The 17,940-nt window shown below is 60.8% G+C and carries 12 protein-coding genes and 2 pseudogenes; 8 read left to right on the top strand and 6 right to left on the bottom strand.

Features of this window, described 5'->3' with window-relative positions; all coding sequences use genetic code 11:
• Nucleotides 1–324: 324 nt before the first annotated feature.
• Nucleotides 325–633, top strand: coding sequence for a DDE-type integrase/transposase/recombinase (locus M1R55_RS32385; RefSeq protein ID WP_371827305.1), 309 nt, complete (start codon nucleotides 325–327; stop codon nucleotides 631–633).
• A 418-nt stretch (nucleotides 634–1,051) separates the two neighbouring features.
• Here M1R55_RS32385 and M1R55_RS22620 read toward each other — a convergent pair whose 3' ends face one another.
• The 4 genes from M1R55_RS22620 to M1R55_RS22605 all read right to left on the bottom strand — a co-directional run bounded on the left by M1R55_RS22620 (nucleotide 1,052) and on the right by M1R55_RS22605 (nucleotide 6,264).
• A complete protein-coding gene (locus M1R55_RS22620) occupies nucleotides 1,052–2,326 on the bottom strand; it encodes an FAD-binding protein (protein ID WP_249395651.1) in 1,275 nt (424 codons plus the stop codon).
• A 793-nt stretch (nucleotides 2,327–3,119) separates the two neighbouring features.
• The gene (locus M1R55_RS22615) at nucleotides 3,120–4,265 is read right to left on the bottom strand and encodes a thiolase family protein (RefSeq protein ID WP_249395650.1); all 1,146 of its coding nucleotides are present in this window, start codon (nucleotides 4,263–4,265) and stop codon (nucleotides 3,120–3,122) included.
• A 75-nt stretch (nucleotides 4,266–4,340) separates the two neighbouring features.
• Nucleotides 4,341–5,102 (bottom strand): 3-hydroxyacyl-CoA dehydrogenase, encoded by a 762-nt coding sequence (locus M1R55_RS22610; protein ID WP_249395649.1) that lies wholly within the window; start codon nucleotides 5,100–5,102, stop codon nucleotides 4,341–4,343.
• A gap of 28 nt (nucleotides 5,103–5,130) precedes the next feature.
• Nucleotides 5,131–6,264: an acyl-CoA dehydrogenase family protein gene (locus M1R55_RS22605; protein ID WP_249395648.1), complete on the bottom strand. Its 1,134-nt coding sequence runs from the start codon at nucleotides 6,262–6,264 to the stop codon at nucleotides 5,131–5,133.
• Between the two features lie 125 nt (nucleotides 6,265–6,389).
• Between M1R55_RS22605 and M1R55_RS32380 the strand changes: the two are divergent.
• Both M1R55_RS32380 and M1R55_RS22600 read left to right on the top strand, forming a co-directional pair.
• A pseudogene (locus M1R55_RS32380) lies at nucleotides 6,390–6,599 on the top strand (GntR family transcriptional regulator); the annotation flags it as partial.
• A 24-nt stretch (nucleotides 6,600–6,623) separates the two neighbouring features.
• Nucleotides 6,624–7,145 carry a FadR/GntR family transcriptional regulator gene (locus tag M1R55_RS22600; protein ID WP_249395647.1) on the top strand — a complete coding sequence of 174 codons (522 nt, stop codon included), beginning with the start codon at nucleotides 6,624–6,626 and terminating at the stop codon, nucleotides 7,143–7,145.
• 315 nt (nucleotides 7,146–7,460) lie between these two features.
• Here the strand turns inward: M1R55_RS22600 and M1R55_RS22595 are convergent, their stop codons facing one another.
• A complete protein-coding gene (locus M1R55_RS22595) occupies nucleotides 7,461–8,552 on the bottom strand; it encodes an alpha/beta hydrolase (protein ID WP_249395646.1) in 1,092 nt (363 codons plus the stop codon).
• 491 nt (nucleotides 8,553–9,043) lie between these two features.
• The gene (locus M1R55_RS22590; protein ID WP_249395645.1) at nucleotides 9,044–9,649 is read right to left on the bottom strand and encodes a TetR/AcrR family transcriptional regulator; all 606 of its coding nucleotides are present in this window, start codon (nucleotides 9,647–9,649) and stop codon (nucleotides 9,044–9,046) included.
• Between the two features lie 122 nt (nucleotides 9,650–9,771).
• Between M1R55_RS22590 and M1R55_RS22585 the strand changes: the two genes are divergently transcribed.
• From M1R55_RS22585 to M1R55_RS22570, 5 genes and pseudogenes are all read left to right on the top strand, one after another.
• A complete protein-coding gene (locus tag M1R55_RS22585; protein ID WP_249395644.1) occupies nucleotides 9,772–12,612 on the top strand; it encodes a YhgE/Pip domain-containing protein in 2,841 nt (946 codons plus the stop codon).
• Between the two features lie 250 nt (nucleotides 12,613–12,862).
• Nucleotides 12,863–15,130, top strand: coding sequence for an ATP-binding protein (locus tag M1R55_RS22580; RefSeq protein WP_249395643.1), 2,268 nt, complete (start codon nucleotides 12,863–12,865; stop codon nucleotides 15,128–15,130).
• Nucleotides 15,131–15,325: 195 nt separating this feature from the next.
• Nucleotides 15,326–15,760: pseudogene (gene tnpA / locus M1R55_RS22575) on the top strand (IS200/IS605 family transposase); the annotation flags it as partial.
• Nucleotides 15,761–15,917: 157 nt separating this feature from the next.
• The gene (locus M1R55_RS31855; protein WP_256566064.1) at nucleotides 15,918–16,274 is read left to right on the top strand and encodes a transposase; all 357 of its coding nucleotides are present in this window, start codon (nucleotides 15,918–15,920) and stop codon (nucleotides 16,272–16,274) included.
• Nucleotides 16,275–16,633: 359 nt separating this feature from the next.
• Entirely contained in the window at nucleotides 16,634–17,593 is a 960-nt protein-coding gene (locus M1R55_RS22570) for an HD domain-containing phosphohydrolase (RefSeq protein ID WP_249395642.1), read from the top strand.
• Nucleotides 17,594–17,940: the final 347 nt, after the last annotated feature.

Genomic DNA, 17,940 nt, shown 5'->3' with positions numbered 1-17,940 from the left:
CCTCCTCCTCAAGTGAACAGACATTTGGAGGTTCGATGCACATCCTGAAACGGTGGTGTTGCCTTAACCGGATCGGGGGAGGCTGACTGTGCGTGACCGCTGCCCAGCCCTCCCGCCACCGTATCCCCATGATCATCCTCCAGCACGCCGTCTGGCGCGATCACCGCTTTCCTCCCAGTGACCGGGACATTCAGGACTTGCGCCACGGGCGCGGCCCAACAGGTCAGTCACGAGACGCTGCGCGAAGGGTGGATCAAGTTCGCCTCCCTCTTCGCTGAAGATGTACGCCACCGGGAACAGGGGTGGGGTTCCCGCTGGCCTCTGATGCAGGTGTGTCCGAGCGTCGATGGCGTCCGGCGTTGGTGGTGCAGGGCCATGGATGACCAGGGCTTCGTCCTCGACCTTCTCCTTCAGAGACATCGGGACGGAGGAGCTGCACAGACCTTCCTGACCCGGCGGTGGGAAGACTCTGATGTCTCAGAGGTCATCCACACCGATGGGCGGCGAAGTGACGGGGCGGCGATCCAGGAACTCACCCGTCTGAATCCACGTCGACCCCCCAAGTCATCTCCACGGCACGCTGCAACACGCAACTTGGATTCAAGCGACGAAAACGCGCTCAGGAAGTGTTGAGCCGGCACGCCCGGACCTCTGAACTTTTACCAGTACACTCGCACCAGCGTTTCCGCCCTGATCCGAAGAGCGCATCAAAGACAAGCGTTCCAGACGTGGTCTGCGGTTGCGGCAGGGGTGGCTTGAACCTCAGGCCACCCCTGCCCTCCACCTGCTGCGCGGCAAGTGAAGGCCACACAACCCTCCAGAGAACAATGGGAAGGGCGTCGGAGGAAGGACAGCAGATCCTCAGGGAATAGTTCGATCAGGGCCGCTGAGATACGGGGAACAGCCGCCTTGTGTCGGGCGCGCCTCAGGTTAGTTGTGGAGCGCCGCCGAGGTGGAGCTCATGAAACAGTGGCCCAGTCAACATACCTCCCAAGCGTGCTCCTGAGGGCACCTCGGCACTTAGCATCTGAATACAGGGTGATGTCACACCTTATTTGCAGGTGCTCCCGAACACATGAGCGTCCAAAAAGCCGTTGCGGAACTTACCCCCCGGATCCCACGTCGTTACCAGGCACCGGAAGTCCGGCAGGCGCGGATAGAGTTCTTCCAACCGGGCAGGTGGCAGGGTAAAGATCTTCCCCCAGTGCGGGCGCGCCCTGAACGGCGCGAGCACCTCTTCAATCCCAGGCAGCAAAGCCCGCACGGCCCGCTCATCCGGGTGCCAGGTGAAGTGAACGCTCACGCTATCTTGGTGGTAACACGGGCTGAGCCAGAGCCCGTCGGCAGAGATGGTGCGTACCTCCGAAATTAGGAGCATAGGAGCCAGTCGTTCCCTCAGGGCGTAGAGGGCGTGTACAGCGGCGGGGGCGTGCGCGCGGGGCAGAATGTATTCGCTTTGCACTTCCTGGCCGTTGCTGGGCGTATGTTCCAGGCGGAAATGGGGCAGGCGATCAAACCAAGGCCCCGGGAGACCGAGCTGTTTTGTGCAAGGCGCCGCTGAGAGATGGTGGATCGGGTGAAGGTCGCGCTGCGCCAGGGTCGCCCCGAACCACTCGGCATCCGGTTGGAATGCGTCTTGCGGGGAAACGCGGCGTTTGAGCCACACCTGTTGAAAGTGGGGCTCACGCCAGTCGGTGAAGAAACTCACGCTCTCGGCGCTTCCGGTCATCTGATCGAAATGCTGTGTGAACTGGACCAGAGGCAGGTGTTCATAGACGTCCTGCCGCACCAGATAGGTGGGCTCGACCTTCAATGTGAGGCTGGTGACCACTCCGAGAGCCCCCAGCCCCACCACCATGCCTTCAAAAGACGCTCCATGCTGGTCTCGCGAGACTGTGACCATCTCCCCACCCGCCGTGACAAGGTTCATGGCCGTCACAGCGGAAGCGAGCCCTGGTGAGCGATTTCCGGAGCCGTGGGTGCCAGTCGCGCACGCGCCTGCCACAGAAATGTGGGGCAGGGAGGCGAGGTTATGCAGTGCCCAGCCGCGCTCGTCGAGGTATCGGCACAGTTCCCCGTACCGCACGCCGCCCTCCACTGTGACCGTCCGTTGTCCCTCGTCGAGCGCCAGGACGCGGTTCAAGTGTTCCAAGGAGATGAGGTCTTCGGGCGTATCGGCGATTCCGTTGAAGGAGTGGCGTGTTCCCAAAACCCGAACCTGTACCGAGCGGCGCACGACATCTTGAACGTCCTCAACGGTATGAGGCTGGTGCCACCGCGCGGCGCGGTAGGTATAGTTGCCCCCCCAATTGGTGTGCTTGGTCATCTGCCCCGTGTTCCCCTGAAAGGTCGTTATCTGGCCTGACTCCATGATGTGCGTTCCTGTGTACGCCGGGCTCATACTACCTGTGTCCCACCTGCTTCCTCGGATCATCAGGTGCGAAAAACGTTGATTTCATCGGCCCTGAACCCTGTCCTAGAAGTCGAGTTTTACCATGAGAGGCCAGGTGGATGCGGCGCTGATCGTTCAGCATTGCCAATTCCCGCGGCCATGAGAATGACTGGGCGTCACGACCACAGGTTAAGGGCATCAACCTCTGAGCTCTTGACCTGAACGCTATTGATGGGGGATATAGAGCAGAACAAGTGTGCAAAAGGGAAGGGATATGCGGTGAACAGCGGAGGCTCAAGCTGCTGTTTGAGACCAGGATGGTTTCGCCCGCGGCTGGCCGAACACCAGGTGCTTCAGCGTGATCAGCCTACGCTGTCCCCAGCCGACGTTCGGCCCCCTGTCCCATGAGGGATACTGCATGCCCGCTTGAGCCCGCGCTTAAGAAGAGTGCCTGCATGTCCAAAGACAAAATTCCGATCTATCACCAAACCCATAGATTCGCGGTCTGAGCCCCACCGCAGGTTCGGTTCGCGAGCTTGATCTTCAGCTGGCGAGCGGCTCCGCGGTTTTTCAGATCGTATTAGAGCCTGCCCTGCGAGCCCTAGGCGCGATTGTGGGGGTGGGGCTACTGGTCAAGGACACTTGACAGGGCTTGCGAGTCGCCAGTGCGGAAGAGCCGCCAAGCGAGGCATCCCCAACTTCCACCTGTGCGCAATGGGCCCCTTCTTCAAAGGCGCTCAATGATTGTGGCGGTCGCCATTCCATGCCCAATGCACATCACCTGTAGACCCAAGGTTCCGTCAGTGGCTTCAAGTCCAGCGAGCATCTTCGCGGTCAAACCCGCCCCGCTGGCGCCGAGCGGATGACCATGCGCGATGGCCCCACCCCACGGATTCACCTTTTCTGGGTCGGCACCAAATTCACGGATCCACGCGAGCACAACGGACGCGAACGCCTCGTTAATCTCGATCCAGTCAAGGTCTGCCAGGGTCAGGCCGGACTTCTTTAGGGCTTTGTGGGTCGCGGGGATCACCCCCATCAGTTGCAGCGTGGGGTCGTCACCGACCGCAACGCGGGCGCGGAAGCGCGCGCGCATCTGCAGGCCGTCCGCGAGTACCGCGGCGCGGTCTCCAACCAGCACAGCCGCCGCGCCGTCACTGATCTGACTTGAATTTCCCGCAGTAATGACGCCGTTCTCCCGGAAAGCCGGTGTCAAAGAGGCCATTTTATCGAGAGATACCGGGTCACGTACGCCCTCATCCGCCGTCAGCATGAGAGGCTCACCTGCGGCATCCACGCCGGGAGCGGGCAGCAGTTCCGTATGGCGTGTCCGGGCGGCGGCTGCACGGCGGTGGCTCCGTGCAGCGTAGGTATCCAGGTCGGTGCGCGTTAACTTCCAGCGGTCAGCAATCCGCTCAGCACTTTCGCCCTGGTGGATCAGATTCACCTTTCTCAGGAGTTCTGGGTTCAGGCGCTCGAACCCGCCGCCGATGTCGCTGAACATCGGGCTGCGGGTCATGGATTCCACACCACATCCGATGGCGTACGTCTGGTCACCAGCGTGAACCCCCTGCGCTGCGAAATGAATCGCCTGTTGCCCGCTGCCACACATGCGGTTGAGGCTCACGGCCGGGACGTGCACCGGAAAGCCTGCCATCATGACCGCGAGGCGGCCGATGTTTGCCCCCTGCTCACCTGTTTGCGTGACCGCGCCTGTGACCACGTCCTCAATCCGGGCGGGGTCGAGACCCGCACGGTCCATCAGGCCCTGGAGCGTGTAGGCCAGCAGGGCATCAGGCCGAACTTCCCGGTAAGCACCGCCGCGCCGCGCATAGGGGGTACGAACCGCTTCTACAATCACCGCTTCATTCATCAGGACTCCTGTGTGGATGCAGCCCCCGCGTGCTGGTGCATGTGGTCTGCCGCAGTCGGTTGCTGGTGATTCCGCTCACCTGGGAGCCATTCGGACGGCGCCGTCCAGGCGGATGGTTTCACCATTGAGCATCACGTTTTCAAAGATGTGCCGGACTAACCCGGCGAACTCGTCCGCGCGGCCGAGCCGAGAGGGAAAAGGAACTTGCGCGCCCAGTGACGCCTGCACGCCCTGGGGCAAACCGGCCAGCATGGGCGTCTCAAAAATACCTGGGGCAATGGTCATGACCCGGATGCCATGGCGCGCGAGGTCACGGGCAATCGGCAAGGTCATCCCAGCGACGCCTCCCTTGCTGGCGGCATACGCCGCCTGGCCCACCTGTCCATCGAAGGCAGCGACCGAGGCGGTATTGACAATGACCCCGCGTTCACCCTCCTTATTCGGCACATTCTCCAGCATGGCCTGTGCTGCTAAGCGTAGAACGTTGAAAGTGCCGATCAGGTTCACGCGGATCACGCGTTCAAACAGGTCCAGTGGATGAGGGCCGTGTTTCCCGGCGGTGGTTGCTGCCGGGGCGATGCCTGCACAGCTCACGGCCCCGTGCAGTCCTCCAAAGTGAGCCTGTCCAGCCTGGATGACCCGTTGCAGATCGGTTTCACTGGTGACGTCGGCCCGAACGAACAGGCCACCAAGTGCAGCCGCAAGCTGCTCTCCAGCTTCGACATTCAGGTCAACAAGCAGGGGATAACCTCCGGCAGCAGCAATCATCCGGGCAGTTCCCGCGCCGAGTCCTGACGCGGCGCCCGTGACCAGTACAGTCTTTTCCTTCAGGTTCATTCTGTCTCCTGACGCTGCCAGCTGGCGTTCAGCGTTGTAGTTCCCGCGCGATCACCAGTTTCTGAATTTCGCTGGTGCCTTCGTAGATCTGAAGGACCTTGGCGTCACGGAAGAGCTTTTCGACGGGGTACTCGGTGGAGTACCCCATCCCTCCAAAGATCTGTACGGCTTCGGTGGCGGCCTGCATCACGCTTTCAGCAGCAAACAGCTTCGCCTGCGACGCCGCCAGAGTGTTGCGGTGCCCGTGATCGATTAACCAGGCGGCCCGGTAGGTCAGCAGCCGAGCGGCGTCCAGCGACGTGGACATCTCAGCCAGCTTGGCCGCCACCAGTTGATGACGGATAATCGGTTGCCCCATGCTCTGGCGGGTCTGGGCGTAGGCCAGGCTTTCTTCCAGACAGCGGGCATGAACCCCGACCCCGAAGGCCGCAACCATCGGCCGTGAATGGTCAAAAGCGTCCATCGCGATCTTGAACCCCTGGCCTTCTTCCCCGATCCGCTGAGTCAGCGGCACCCGGCAGCCATCGAAAAACACCTCACTGGTGGGTGCGCAGCGCTGGCCCAGTTTGTCGAGCGGTTCACCCACCCTCAGGCCAGGCGTGTCCCGTTCCACAATGAAGGCGCTCAGCCCTGCGGCGCCAGGCTGCGGCCCGGTTCGGGCAAACACGACGAACAAGGAAGCGTGGGTGGCATTGCTGATCCAGATCTTGTTGCCGGACAGGACGTAGTCGTCACCGTCCCGCACAGCGCGCGTCTGCAGACCGGCCACGTCGCTGCCGGCGCCCGGTTCGGTGGCGGCGTAACTGGCGAGCTCTCCGGCGACAAGACGCGGCAGCACCCAGTTTTTCTGTTCTTCGTTCCCATGGTGGATGATGGCGTCTGCGGCCAGAGCGTTGATCCCCAGCACCGCGGCAACGCCGACGCAGCCACGTGCAAATTGTTCGGTGACCAAGGTGAGGGCCAGGCAGCCCAGGCCCGCGCCGCCGTACGCTTCAGGAATGGTCAGATTGAGCAAGCCCAGCTTGAGCGCCTGGTCGTAGATGGCCTGGGGAAAGCGTTTTTCGCGGTCAAGTGCGGCAGCGGCAGGTACGATTTCGCGCTGGGTAAAAGTGCGTGCGAGCTGCTCAAGCTGCCGTTCTTCGTCGTTCAGCATAAAATCCATGGATCCTCCGGCCCAACGAATCAGGCAAAGCGAATGGACCCAAGGGCCCATCATCAGTTGGAATGAATTGAGTATACTCAATCGAGGGACAGATGTGCTTGGCCAGTCGAAAGGTAGTAGCTTGAATGTGCATGCCCATTTCCCCTGCGCCATCTAGGCCCCGTGCCAGCGACAGCGTCGTGGCCTTTATTCAGCACGAAGTTCGGGAACGGAACCTCCAGCCTGGAGAGCGCATCTGTTCTGAACGTGCGCTGCAGCAGGCCACAGGAATCAGTCGGGCTGGGGTTCGCGAGAGCGTTCGCATGCTTGAGCGCGAAGGACTGGTGCGAACCAAAACTGGTCCAGGTGGAGGCATTTTGGTGGGACAGCCCATCACCGCCCCACTGGGGCGCACCGTTGAGGCCTTTCGCCACCTGTCTGGTGTTAGCTCAGACGCCTTATTGGACGCGTGGCAGGAACTCGCCGTGACCTGCGCGCGACTGGCGGCGGAGCGGGCACAGCCACAGGACCTCGCAGACCTGCGCGCCATTGCGCAGCAGTACCAGGATCTGGATTTTCAGGTTGTCACGTTCGATACGGTCGCGCGCCTGAACCTGGGCTTTGTGCGCCGCATTGTAGAGGCCGCCCACAACCCGATCTTGAGTCTGTTCGTCGACGCGTTGATTGATCTGATTTATTCGGCCGCGGCGACCCATCCCCCTGGACCAGTCCAAATGCAGGAACTGGTGGGGGTGCATGATGGCCTCGTTCGGGCGCTTCATACCGGTGACACGGAGGCAGCCGCCAGGCGGATGCACCGTCATCTCACCGCCTTGAGGACGCAAATCTCTGTCCTTGAACCTGAGCCCGGAGTTACGGGGGAAGAGTCACGGTTGCAATAGGCAACGGTGTAAGCAACTGATGGCTGGAGGGCTGCGAATACAGGTCTGGCCAGGGGTGGAGTGCCCTGTTCAACCTACAGACAGGCGACCGTGTATACGTTTGCAGTCCCTGATAAAGAACAGCCGCCGCATCGCTTTAGGTCAAAGAGTCAACATCAGCCTGATGGTGGGGGGTCTGGAACAGTCCTGGACGACTGACCACACTGTCCGTGTTGAAGGACAACAGGTCACAAAGGGCCGTCAATAGAGCGCCCGTTCATACACCTTGTCTCACCTGAGGACAGCAAGGGATTGAACGAGAACCACATGTGCGCTTTACTTCCGGCGCTGCCACAGCCACAGGGCGAGGACGGCCAGCAGGATCCCCAAGGGCCGGTGCTTGCCCGCTCCCTCCCTTGGGGCATCTGAGTTGCGGCGCTGCTGAGCACGCTCAGACAGGTAAACCACGAGACGCACTGGGGGCAGCGACACCAGTTTGATCAGCCCAGTGCGCTTGACCGCCCTCGGGCTGTAGCTCAGCAGCCGACCGATCTGGCGGAAGACATCCTGCGCTTCCGGCGTGTAGGTGGCCGCCATGAACACATGAAAGGCCCCGGGATAGGGATGCAGCCGCAGGGTTCCTCCTGCCGCCTGAACCTGTTGGGCCAGCCGCCGCGTATCTGGCCAAAGGATGTCTAGCTCTCCCTGAAACACGTCCATCGGAGGCAACCCGCGCAGGTCGGCGTGCAGCGGACTGAGGAGCGGGAGGCGGAGGTCATCGCCACCTGCCCACCACTTGGCCGCCTCACGGGAGCCGGGCCGCGCCAACATCGGGTCATGCGGCTCAATGGCCGTCATCTCAGGGTTGGACATCGACAGGTCCAGCCATGGAGAAAACAGCAGCAACCGTCCGGGCAGGGGCAGCCCCAGGTCACGGTAGTGGAGGGCCTGCGTGAGCGCCAGATTTCCGCCTGCCGAGTCGCCGCACAAGATGACCTTCTCCGGAGATGTGGAGGCGAGAACCTGCCGGTACACCTCGGTGAGCAATGGGAACGTCTCGCGGTAGGTGTGTTCTGGCGTGAGCGGGTAGAGCGGCACCGTGACGGTCGCGCCAGTGTGGAGAATCAATTGCTCGATGATGTACCAGTGCGGGCTGATCAGCGCTTCTACAAACACGCCGCCGTGGGTATAGATAAAATGCCAGTCGCTGCGGCCAGCCTTGGGTTTGAGGGTGTACACGACCTGACCGTCCACTTCTTCTTCACGAATGAAGGTCAAGAGTTGAAGGGAGTCGGGAAGAGAAGCGGGCTGTGGATATGTCCGGTGCTGCTTGATCTGGCGGTAAGTTTGGGCATCCGCCAGCAGTTTGGGTTGGGTGCGCAGCAGCAGGGTCGTGAGGCGCATGCCGAGGCTCGGGAAGCTGCTCATAGCGACTACTCTATTCCCTGAGCAATGGCCCGGTCAGCGCTGCGCCTACTGAAGATGTATCCACATGAGCATCTTGCCTGGAGAGCCTCGGCATGCGCCTCACGACTGGCCAGTCTTCTGGCGCTCAACCTTCGGGGTTCAAGGCTGATTCTGGCTGGGTGGTTGATTTGAGGTGAGCTGTGCAGCTGGGGACGCGCCTTGGTACCGTGAAATTCAGTCCGCACTTGAGCCAGCTGAGCTTCCAGTGGTTGCAATTCGGGCAGGGAGCGTTGGAGATACTTTCACTCTATCTGCTCAGCCAAGTCCAGGTCTCCGCTGAGGAATAGGTGTTGAGCTCTACCTGGAATGCAGGTCAGATCAGCGAATCAATCCGGACGGGGGTTCTCTCCCAGCAACGCTCTGACCTCTTAAGGAACAAGCCACCAGATGTGTGGGCCCAACGGGCTTTCTGCCGCGTTCTTTCTCTGGTGAAGGCGCTGCGAGAGGACGGGTTATCCTTTGGACTGCACTGAATCAACCGAGCCCTGCAGAAGTTCGCGTGCGCCACCTTGCACGAACTTCTGCAGGGCCCGTGCAAGTTCTGTCGCGTTTACCGTGGGATCGTTCGCGGCGCGGTACACCAGGCTGTCAAGCAGAGTCGTGATGATCAGCAGCAGGGTGGCGTACTCCTGACCTGGGGGATTGGGAACTAGAGGAAGCCGTTGACCGATCTTGTTGAGGAAGTCATGCCGCCGCTGCCGGAACGTTGGACCTCCGCCGCTGTGCAGCAAGGAAAAGGTGTCCCGTTCCCGGAGCAGCAGTTCGAAAATGGCTTCGATGCGGTTGGAACCTTCTTCGGTTTCCGGAGGCGTGTTTAGAAGAGGTTCAAGCAGGGTCAGGAGGGTATCGAGGCGTTCGTCCAGCAGTGCGTCAAGGACGCCTTCTGTTGAGGTGAAGTAACTGTAGATGGTAGGGCGCGAGATGCCCAGGGCGGTGGCAATGTCACCCATGGTGACGGCTTCATACCCACGCTCAACGAAGAGAGCTGCACCGACCTTAAGGATTTGCTCCCGGCGGTCAGCGGAAGGAAGGCGTTTGCGGTGCTCCAGCGCAGTCATACCTCAGTGTATCATTTTCCCTACACTTCGTCACTTGACACGTTGTCAATAGGATGGGATGATGATCTGAGCCGACAGAGTGTCAGCAAGCACTGCATCTTCCCGCCTCGAAGGATCACACCATGTCTGAACCCGCCCCCCGACGCCGTAGCCTGGTCAAGGACTACCGTACCCTGACGCCCAGTGAGCGCTCTCTTTGGCGCTCCCCACTCATGTGGGTTGCCGCCGCCGCCATCCTTTTTATTCCCGTGATTTACGTGGCGATCTACCTCGCCAGTGTGTGGGACCCCTACAGCAAGCTCACCGACCTGCCGGTGGCACTGGTGAATACCGACCGTGGCACGACTACCCGGGGAAAAACCTACCGCCTTGGAGATGACCTGGTCACCCGCCTTCGGGAAGATCCACCCGTCAAATTCATCAGCTATGCCAGTGAGGCAACAGCCCAAGCTGCTGTGCGCCGCGGGGACGTGTATTTTGCCCTGACGATCCCCCAGAATTTCAGTCAGAAGGCCATCGCGGGCAGCAGCGCTGAACAAGGCCAGCTCCATCTGTACAGTGCGCCTGGCAGCAGCTATTTCGCCAGCCGAGTGGGAAGCACCCTCGCCAAAGAGATTGCTACGAACCTGAACGAGACCCTGGGCAGCAACCGTTGGGACGTCGTGCAGGCCAGCCTGAAGGATGTTCAGCAGGGGTTCTCGGACGTTAAAAAAGCAACAGGCCAACTTCGTGACGGTGCCGGACGTCTCCAGGATGGCGCGGGTGAACTGACCAGTGGTGCAAAAGACTTGGCCAGTGGCGCGAAAACGGCCCAGGGTGGCGGACAACAATTGACCCGGGGCGCGCAGGATCTGGCTTCGGGCGTGAACCAGCTGACCACAGGAACCACGGCACTCTCCGCCGGTCTGCAGCAACTGGAGAAGGCTGCGCCGGGTCAGACGCAACTGCAGCCCCTCCAGCAGGGCGCGCAACAGCTAACCCTGGGCAGCACGCAATTGTCGGGCGGTCTGAAACAGCTGGAAAGCGGCGCACAGCAACTCTCGACGGGAGCGGGCACGCTGAACACAGGCGCGACCCGGTTGAAGACCAGGTCACAGACGCTGGCCAAGAATCTTCCTGCGCTGTCGAGCGGTCTCGGTCAGCTGCAAGGTGGCGCACAACAGCTCCAGACCGGTGCAGGGAGTCTGGCGCAAGGCGCTGGACAGCTGAACAGTGGGGCGCAGCAACTTCGGCAGCAACTTCCGGCACTCCAGACGGGCCTGAATCAACTGGCGACCGGTTCGAATCAGCTGGCCAGTGGCGCAAAGAACCTGACAGTCGGGGCGACCCAGGTGAACAATGGAGCGCAGCAACTCGCCACGCAACTTCCACAGCTCCACACTGGAGTTCAACAGACGGCTGGAGCTGCCAATAGCGTGAATGTGGGCGCCACGAAACTCGTGCAGGGCAGCCAGCAATTGGTCGATGCAGTGGGCAGCCAGCCTCTTCCTGAGGCGTTTGGGCAAAACGTTGCCGCACTGGCAACCGGCGCAGGACAACTTCAGGCTGGCACAGGCCAGCTGAAAGAAGGCGCAGACAAACTCAGCACGGGAACGGCCGCTGCAGTGAAGGGAGCACAGCAATTGGCGGCGGGCACACGTCAGCTGGTTTCCGGCAGCACACAGCTCCAGACCGGGGCCCTCAAGCTGGCCGAGAACGCAGGAAAAGCAGCTTCAGGCAGCGCCGCAGCGGTGAAAGGGGCGCAGCAACTCGCGCAGGGTGCTGGACAACTGCAGCAGGGGGCCAGTCAACTTCAGGCTGGGGCGGCGACCCTGGCTCAGAAGTCAGGACAAGCCGCTGCAGGCGCCAAGCAGGCGGCCAGCGGTGCCGCACAACTGGCGACGGGCACAGTACAGCTGCAGACCGGAGCACGTCAGCTTCAAACGGGTGCCGCGACTCTCGCGCGGAAGACGGGCGAGGCTCAGGCGGGCGCACAGCAACTCAGTCAGGGAGCGCAGGCCCTTCAGAAGGGTGTCAATCAGGCGGTCCAGGGCAACCTCCAGATCAAAGACGCGTTGGGCACCATCACGCGCCAGTTGCCTGCTCAGCAAGAGCTCGACCAGATCAGCAGCGGCGCTGAAACAGTGGCCAGCAGCGCTGCGCAGCTCACGAAAGGTGTGGGCACCCTGGCCAATGGAGCGACCCGCCTGTCGGAAGGCGCGGGGGCGCTTCAGGAAGGCGCAGGAGAACTTCGGGACGGGTTGAACGAACTGTACAACAAGGTTCCCAGTACTGTTGAGCAACTGAGTGGTGACCCAGAGGGGCTGTCCGCCAGCGTGCAGGTGGTCGAGCAGACCACCGCAGACGTGAAGAACAACGGTGCGGCCTTCGCCCCCTATTTCATGGCCCTGGCCCTGTGGGTGGGCTGCACCCTGACCACGTTTATGTTCCCCTATCAATTGCTGCCTGAAAGTGGACGGGGAACCTCACAGGCTGCCCGGGTGCTGCGCAAGTTCGCGGTTCCTGCCGCCTATGTAGTGGCTCAGGCTCTGATTGTGGTCCTGGGCGTGCACTTGATGGGCATTGACCTGCTCCATCCTGAACTGGTGGTGCTCACCGCTGTCCTGGGAAGCCTGACCTTCATGATGTTGGTGTTGGCCCTGAACCTGCTGTTGGGGGGTGCGGGGCGGCTGCTGGCCCTGATTTTGCTGGTGGTGCAGCTTGCTGCGTCTGGCGGCAATTATCCGGTGGAACTGACGTCACCCTTTTTCCAGGCCATTCACACCGTTGTGCCGGTCACGGACGTCGTGAACGCTCTGCGCTATGCCCTGTTTGGATCCTACGAAGGACAGTACGGCGTCTTTATGGCCCGTATGGTGGCCATTGGTGTGGTCAGTTTTGGAGCCGCACTGTTGGGGCGCCGCTTGTGGCAGTTCACCCCAGACGAGAAGTTTCGTTCTCCGCTCAATACCGACGTCAGCTGAGGATCGAGCCGATGTGAGGGACTGCTGGCCACTCTTGTTCAATGGCCCGCATTTCATGGCTGGGCACCTCACCGAGTGAAACGTCAACCGTTGGCTACCTCAACAGTGTCACCTCTAGATTGAGGTCTACAGCATCGTGCAAAAGGGAAGGCTTTTGAGCCAGGGCGGTTGCCTTCTCGTCGTTCTGTGACGAGGATAAGACAACGTCAATGGACGGGGAGGCTGCCGGGAGATGACGTTATCCTGCGCTATGTCCGAGCTCCACAGTTCGCCCAGACGCGAATCGCTCAGCGCGCGTCTGCAAGGCGTGACGGAGGCCCTGGCCGCCGTGGCCACCCCAGCAGATGTGTTCGAGATCGTGCTGCATCCAGCGTTGCAGGCCCTGGGCGCGGTCGCTGGAGCCATTCTGCTGCTCCATGAGACCGGGGATGGGCTGCGAGTCGCTGCCACGCATGGGTATGGTGAAGGTGAACAGATGCTGTGGCAAGACGGCACACTCGACGCGTTTGCGCCGACCGAAGATGCCCTGTGGCGGCGGGAAGCCCTTTACTTCGAGCACCAAGAGGCATTGATAGCGGCGTACCCGGATCTGGTCGCTCCTGCTCTAGGCGTCCCGGTGGTCGCCACGGCCGTGGTGCCCATGCTGCTCGGCGGCCAGCCGCTTGGGGTCATTGTCTTGGTGTTCAACGAACCCCATGACTTCATGCCTGAAGAACGGCACTTCCTTCAGATCCTGGCGGGACAGTGCGCTTTGGCGCTCGACCACCTTGCCCTGAGCACCCGGTTGCGTCAACAGGCACAGGCGCTGCAGACCCAGGCGGAAGCGCTGAGCGCGTTCGTCGCCCTGACCGAAGCAGTCGGACTCAACACCAATCTGAGCACCTTGCTTCAGCGAACCAGACACGTGCTGCGGGCCGTCTTCCCCGACCTGTTCATGGCGTACTACGAAATGCATGGAAATCTGTGGATCCCGGCTTTGCTGGACGAGGTACCCGCCGACTTAAAACGCTTGCTGGTTGCGGGCCCGCCCCTCGATACGCCTGCCTACCACCAAGCCGTCCAGACCGGAATGCCCGTCTTCGTCGAGCAGTGGGACGGCGAAGCACAGCGCATTCCGCACACGGAATCGTTCAGTGCTGGGGCATTTGCGCCCTACTTTCAACAGGGAGCGCCAGTCGGCATGCTGGTGGCCGGACTGCGGGGAGAGTCGGTCTGGACGGTTCACCACCGCGCCGTCTTTACAGCGCTGTGGCGCAGCCTGGGTGGGGCGCTTGACCGGGCAGAACAGGCGCGGCAACTGGAAGGCCGGAGTGCCCTGAATGCGTTTGTGGCGTTGACTGAAGCGGTCGGCACAGAAACGAACCTGCACACGTTGGCACTGCGGGCGCAGGAAGTGGTGCAGGCTTCGTTTCCCGAGCTCAGCGTGGTCTATTACGAGCTGGAAGCAGGCCTCTGGAAAGCCAAAGTGGTGTCCGACAACATTGAGCCCGTGACTGCTGAGGCCACCCGCAGAGGATATGGTCAGGACGCCCCCAGTTTTCTGGCGGCTGTTCAGTCCGGCGCACCCGTGTTCACGGACGGTTGGGACGCGGAGGCAGAGGGCGTCGCACATACCGAGGCCTATGGTGCGGTGGCCTTCTACCCCTATTTCAGGGCAGGTCAACCCTTTGCCATGCTGGTCACTGGAACCCTCCGCAGCCGCGCCTGGATGAGCCGTGAGCGCGCCCTGTTCACCGCCGTGGGCCGTAGTTTGGGTCTGGCCATTGAACGCGCTGAGAGCGTGGCCCTGCTGGCCTCGCATGCCGCGAAAGTCGAGTCCAGTAACGCGCAATTGGAAGCCGCCAATGAAGAACTGGAGGCCTTCGCGTACAGCGTCTCCCATGACCTGCGGGCGCCAGTTCGGCACATCAAAAGCTTCAATGTCCTCCTGCGACAGACCCTAGGTGAGGAGCTGGACGCCAAGGCCGCCCGGTATCTGGGCATCGTGGATACTGCCGCTGGCCGCATGAACGTCTTGATTGATGCCTTGTTGGATCTGTCGCGCACCTCCCGTCAGCCCCTCCGGATAGGGCCGGTGGATCTGGAGCAACTGATTGCCACGGCACGTGCAGACTTGGAACCCGAAACTGCACAGAGACCCGTGAGGTGGATGATCCGGCCCTTGCCGTCGGTCATGGCCGATCAGGCCACCCTGCGGCAGGTCATGATCAATCTGCTGTCGAACGCCCTGAAATACAGTCGTACGCGTTCAGAACCGCAGATTGAGATCTGGGCTGAAGAGCGTGGCCAGGAGTGGGCGATCTTTGTGCGCGATAATGGGGTGGGCTTTGATCCCCGGTACGCGGACAAGTTGTTTGGGGCGTTTCAGCGCCTGCACCGTCAGGAAGAGTTCGAAGGAACAGGAGTGGGATTGGCCAACGTGCGGCGGATCGTGACCCGGCATGGGGGCACGGTTTCTGCGCACAGTCAGGTGGATCAAGGGGCCACCTTTGAGATCACCTTGCCCCGGCCACTCTGACGCGCCTTGAACTCTGCCATCGGAACGCTGAACCCCCAGAGTACGTTCACCACACAGCGGTTGGCTGCCCCTCCGGGGGCCATGCAGGAGGGTTGTGTGGCCTTCACTGTCCCAACCCGCGGGTCTTCAGCCATGCACTGGAGTGCAAGTCTTTCAGATGCTGGAACGGATCAGGCCACCGGGTAGCGTTGAGCAGTGCGCGGGAGTCGGTCAGGAAGTCATACGGTCAGTCGGCTGACGGTATTTCTGGTGTGGGCGACAACGTAGCGGTATCACGTCTTGGTCGGTGAAGTGAACCTTCGATGCCGCGAACTCCTGATTCACATTGGCGATGCGGAAGACGTTGGCATGTTGAAGGGCGTCGTGAGGTGCGATCCGGTGCAGCTGCACTTGGAAGATCCACCTGCGCGGTCGGGGAGTGCTCTGGTGAAGCGGCTCAAGGGGCGGACTTCCCGGCGACTCCAGGAAGAATTCCCCCATCTCGAAAAACGAGATGGGGGACGACACTGTTGGGGCGTGGGATACGGAGCATGGAGTCCGGGGAACATCACCGAGGGGCTGGGGCAGGATGATCTCGAACATCACCAGAGCGGTTCCAATCAAGCGCAAGACACGTTCCTGCTCTCAGATGGAAGGCGACCCCCGTCGCTCCCAAACCCCTGCACTGAAAGTGCAGGGTCGTTGAGTACCGCTGCCGACCGCTGTCACCCTGCTGAGCCGCTGGATCCTGCCTCATCTTCCGGCAAAACTACAGCAGGCACACGAAAAAATCTCCGATGCCGACTTGGTGGCTGCGGCGTCCGTGTTGGCACAAACCGAGGGGTGTGCCGTGCTGGAGACCGGCAAGCAAAGAGCAGCTCACGCTGGCATTGCTCCAGCGCCGTTTCAGTCGGGCACGAGTGTCCATGGCCGAGGGCGCATTTCAAAGACAGGGAATGCTCACCTAAGGCGTTCGGCGTCTCTTGCGGCCCGGAGTGTCACGCGAAACAAAGGGCATCTGGGTGACTTCTATTGTCGTTTACGAGCCCATGGAAAGCCGCCCAAGGTGGCGTTGATCGCGCTTGGTCACAAATTGTTGCGGACACGACTGGCCGTCGTGAGATCAGGGCAGCCATTGGGCGAAACGTACGTGCAACCAGTTTGAAACCACGTGTGGGGTGGTTTGTTTTGCTTCTGACGCCCGTGACAGCAGGCAATCCAGGTGAACTGGCGACCACTGTAGACAACCTCCAAAAACTACGCTATCTATTCGCGGTTATTCACTGGCACACTGTTGCATCTCATGAACGGGGTGTTGAGGCATGGCCCTTGCCTTCTCACTAGCGGGGTGGCCTCAAGGCGTTGCCAGAAACCACCCACCGCTTGAACTCCAAGACAGAATTTCCTAAAAATGGAGTCTTTGCAGCTCGTTGGCGAAGGCTCATCTCATAAATATGCCCATTCGTTCAGCTGCGCTGAGTTATGCTTTGGTCTCTCGATTGAATCAGACCAGGGGGTAACCTCATGCCCAGGAACTATCAGCTGCTGTTCGAGCACGCGGGCGTTGGAATCATTGAACTTATGTTTGACGGCACGATTTTGGTCAGTAATCCAAGTGCCGCCCTCCTGTTTGGGTATTCAACCGAGCAACTGACCAGCATGAATGTCTTGGACATTACCCACCCTGATGACATCCACAAAACGACACAGGCTCTGGAACAGGTGATCAACGGTGAGGTGGCGGTGGCAGTAGTCGAAAAACGTTACTTTCGCGCGGACGGCAGCATTGTCTGGTCACGGTCGCGGGTCTCTTTGCTGAGAGATGACTGTGGACAGGCCCACTCCTGTGTGGCCGTCATTGCCGATATCACGGAGCTTAAAGAAATTCAGTTCAGCTTGCGACAGGCTAACGACCACCTGCACGAAACGCTCGCCGCGAGCCTGTTGAGTCTAGGCCTTGTGCTGGAAGCGCGCGATCTGGAAACTTCTGGACACACCCAGCGGGTAGTTGCCTTAAGTGCGCAACTCGCTCAGGCATTTGGCCTTCCAGTCGGAGAAGTTGAGGAGCTCAAGCAAGGGGCATATTTGCATGACATTGGAAAATTGACCATCCCGGATGCGGTCTTGACGAAACCCGCTTCCCTTGATGACGACGAATGGATTCTGATGAAAAAACATGCGCCTGCTGGGCACGCCCTTGCTTCAATGATGCCCACCTTGTCTCGGCAGGCCTTGCTGGTCATCCGGCATCATCATGAGCGGTGGGACGGGAGCGGCTATCCAGATGGATTGGCAGGAGAAGAGATTCCGCTGTTGGCCCGTATCTTTACGGTGTGTGATGTGTACGACGCTCTCAGGAGTGAGCGACCCTATAAGCGGGCGTGGACACATGAGCAGGCTGTAGCTGAACTCTTGGCCGAACGGGAAAAAAAGTTTGATCCCAAAGTGGTGGCGACCTTCATAGAGTTGACGCAAAGAGTATAGAGGCCTGCTGACCTGGTGGAGGGGAAGCTGTCTCTCCTGGGCTGAATGTCTTCGGTGAACAGCTTCTGTGCTGGTGTTGGAGAGGCACGGAGCCGTACCACCTGGGGAGTCGGGCTCGAACCCTGGCCGTTGAGTTTGGCCGAAGCCGAATTGTGGATGCAGTGAAGCGTTTTGACCATGCACTGGCACGGGGCACCAAAGTGCGCGGTCTTCAGCCATGCTCACCACCATCCTCCGGGCACCAGAAGACTCTCCCTTACCCGAAACCGTCCCCCGTTGAATAGCCGTGTGTCGCCTTCCTCCAAGGCCGTGCCAGCGGTCAATCGTGAACCCACTGAATCTCCCAC

Source organism: Deinococcus sp. QL22 (assembly GCF_023370075.1).
Taxonomy (GTDB): Bacteria; Deinococcota; Deinococci; order Deinococcales; family Deinococcaceae; genus Deinococcus.
The sequence above is the reverse complement of the archived record's forward strand: the minus strand, read 5'-3'. Positions and strand labels throughout refer to the sequence as shown.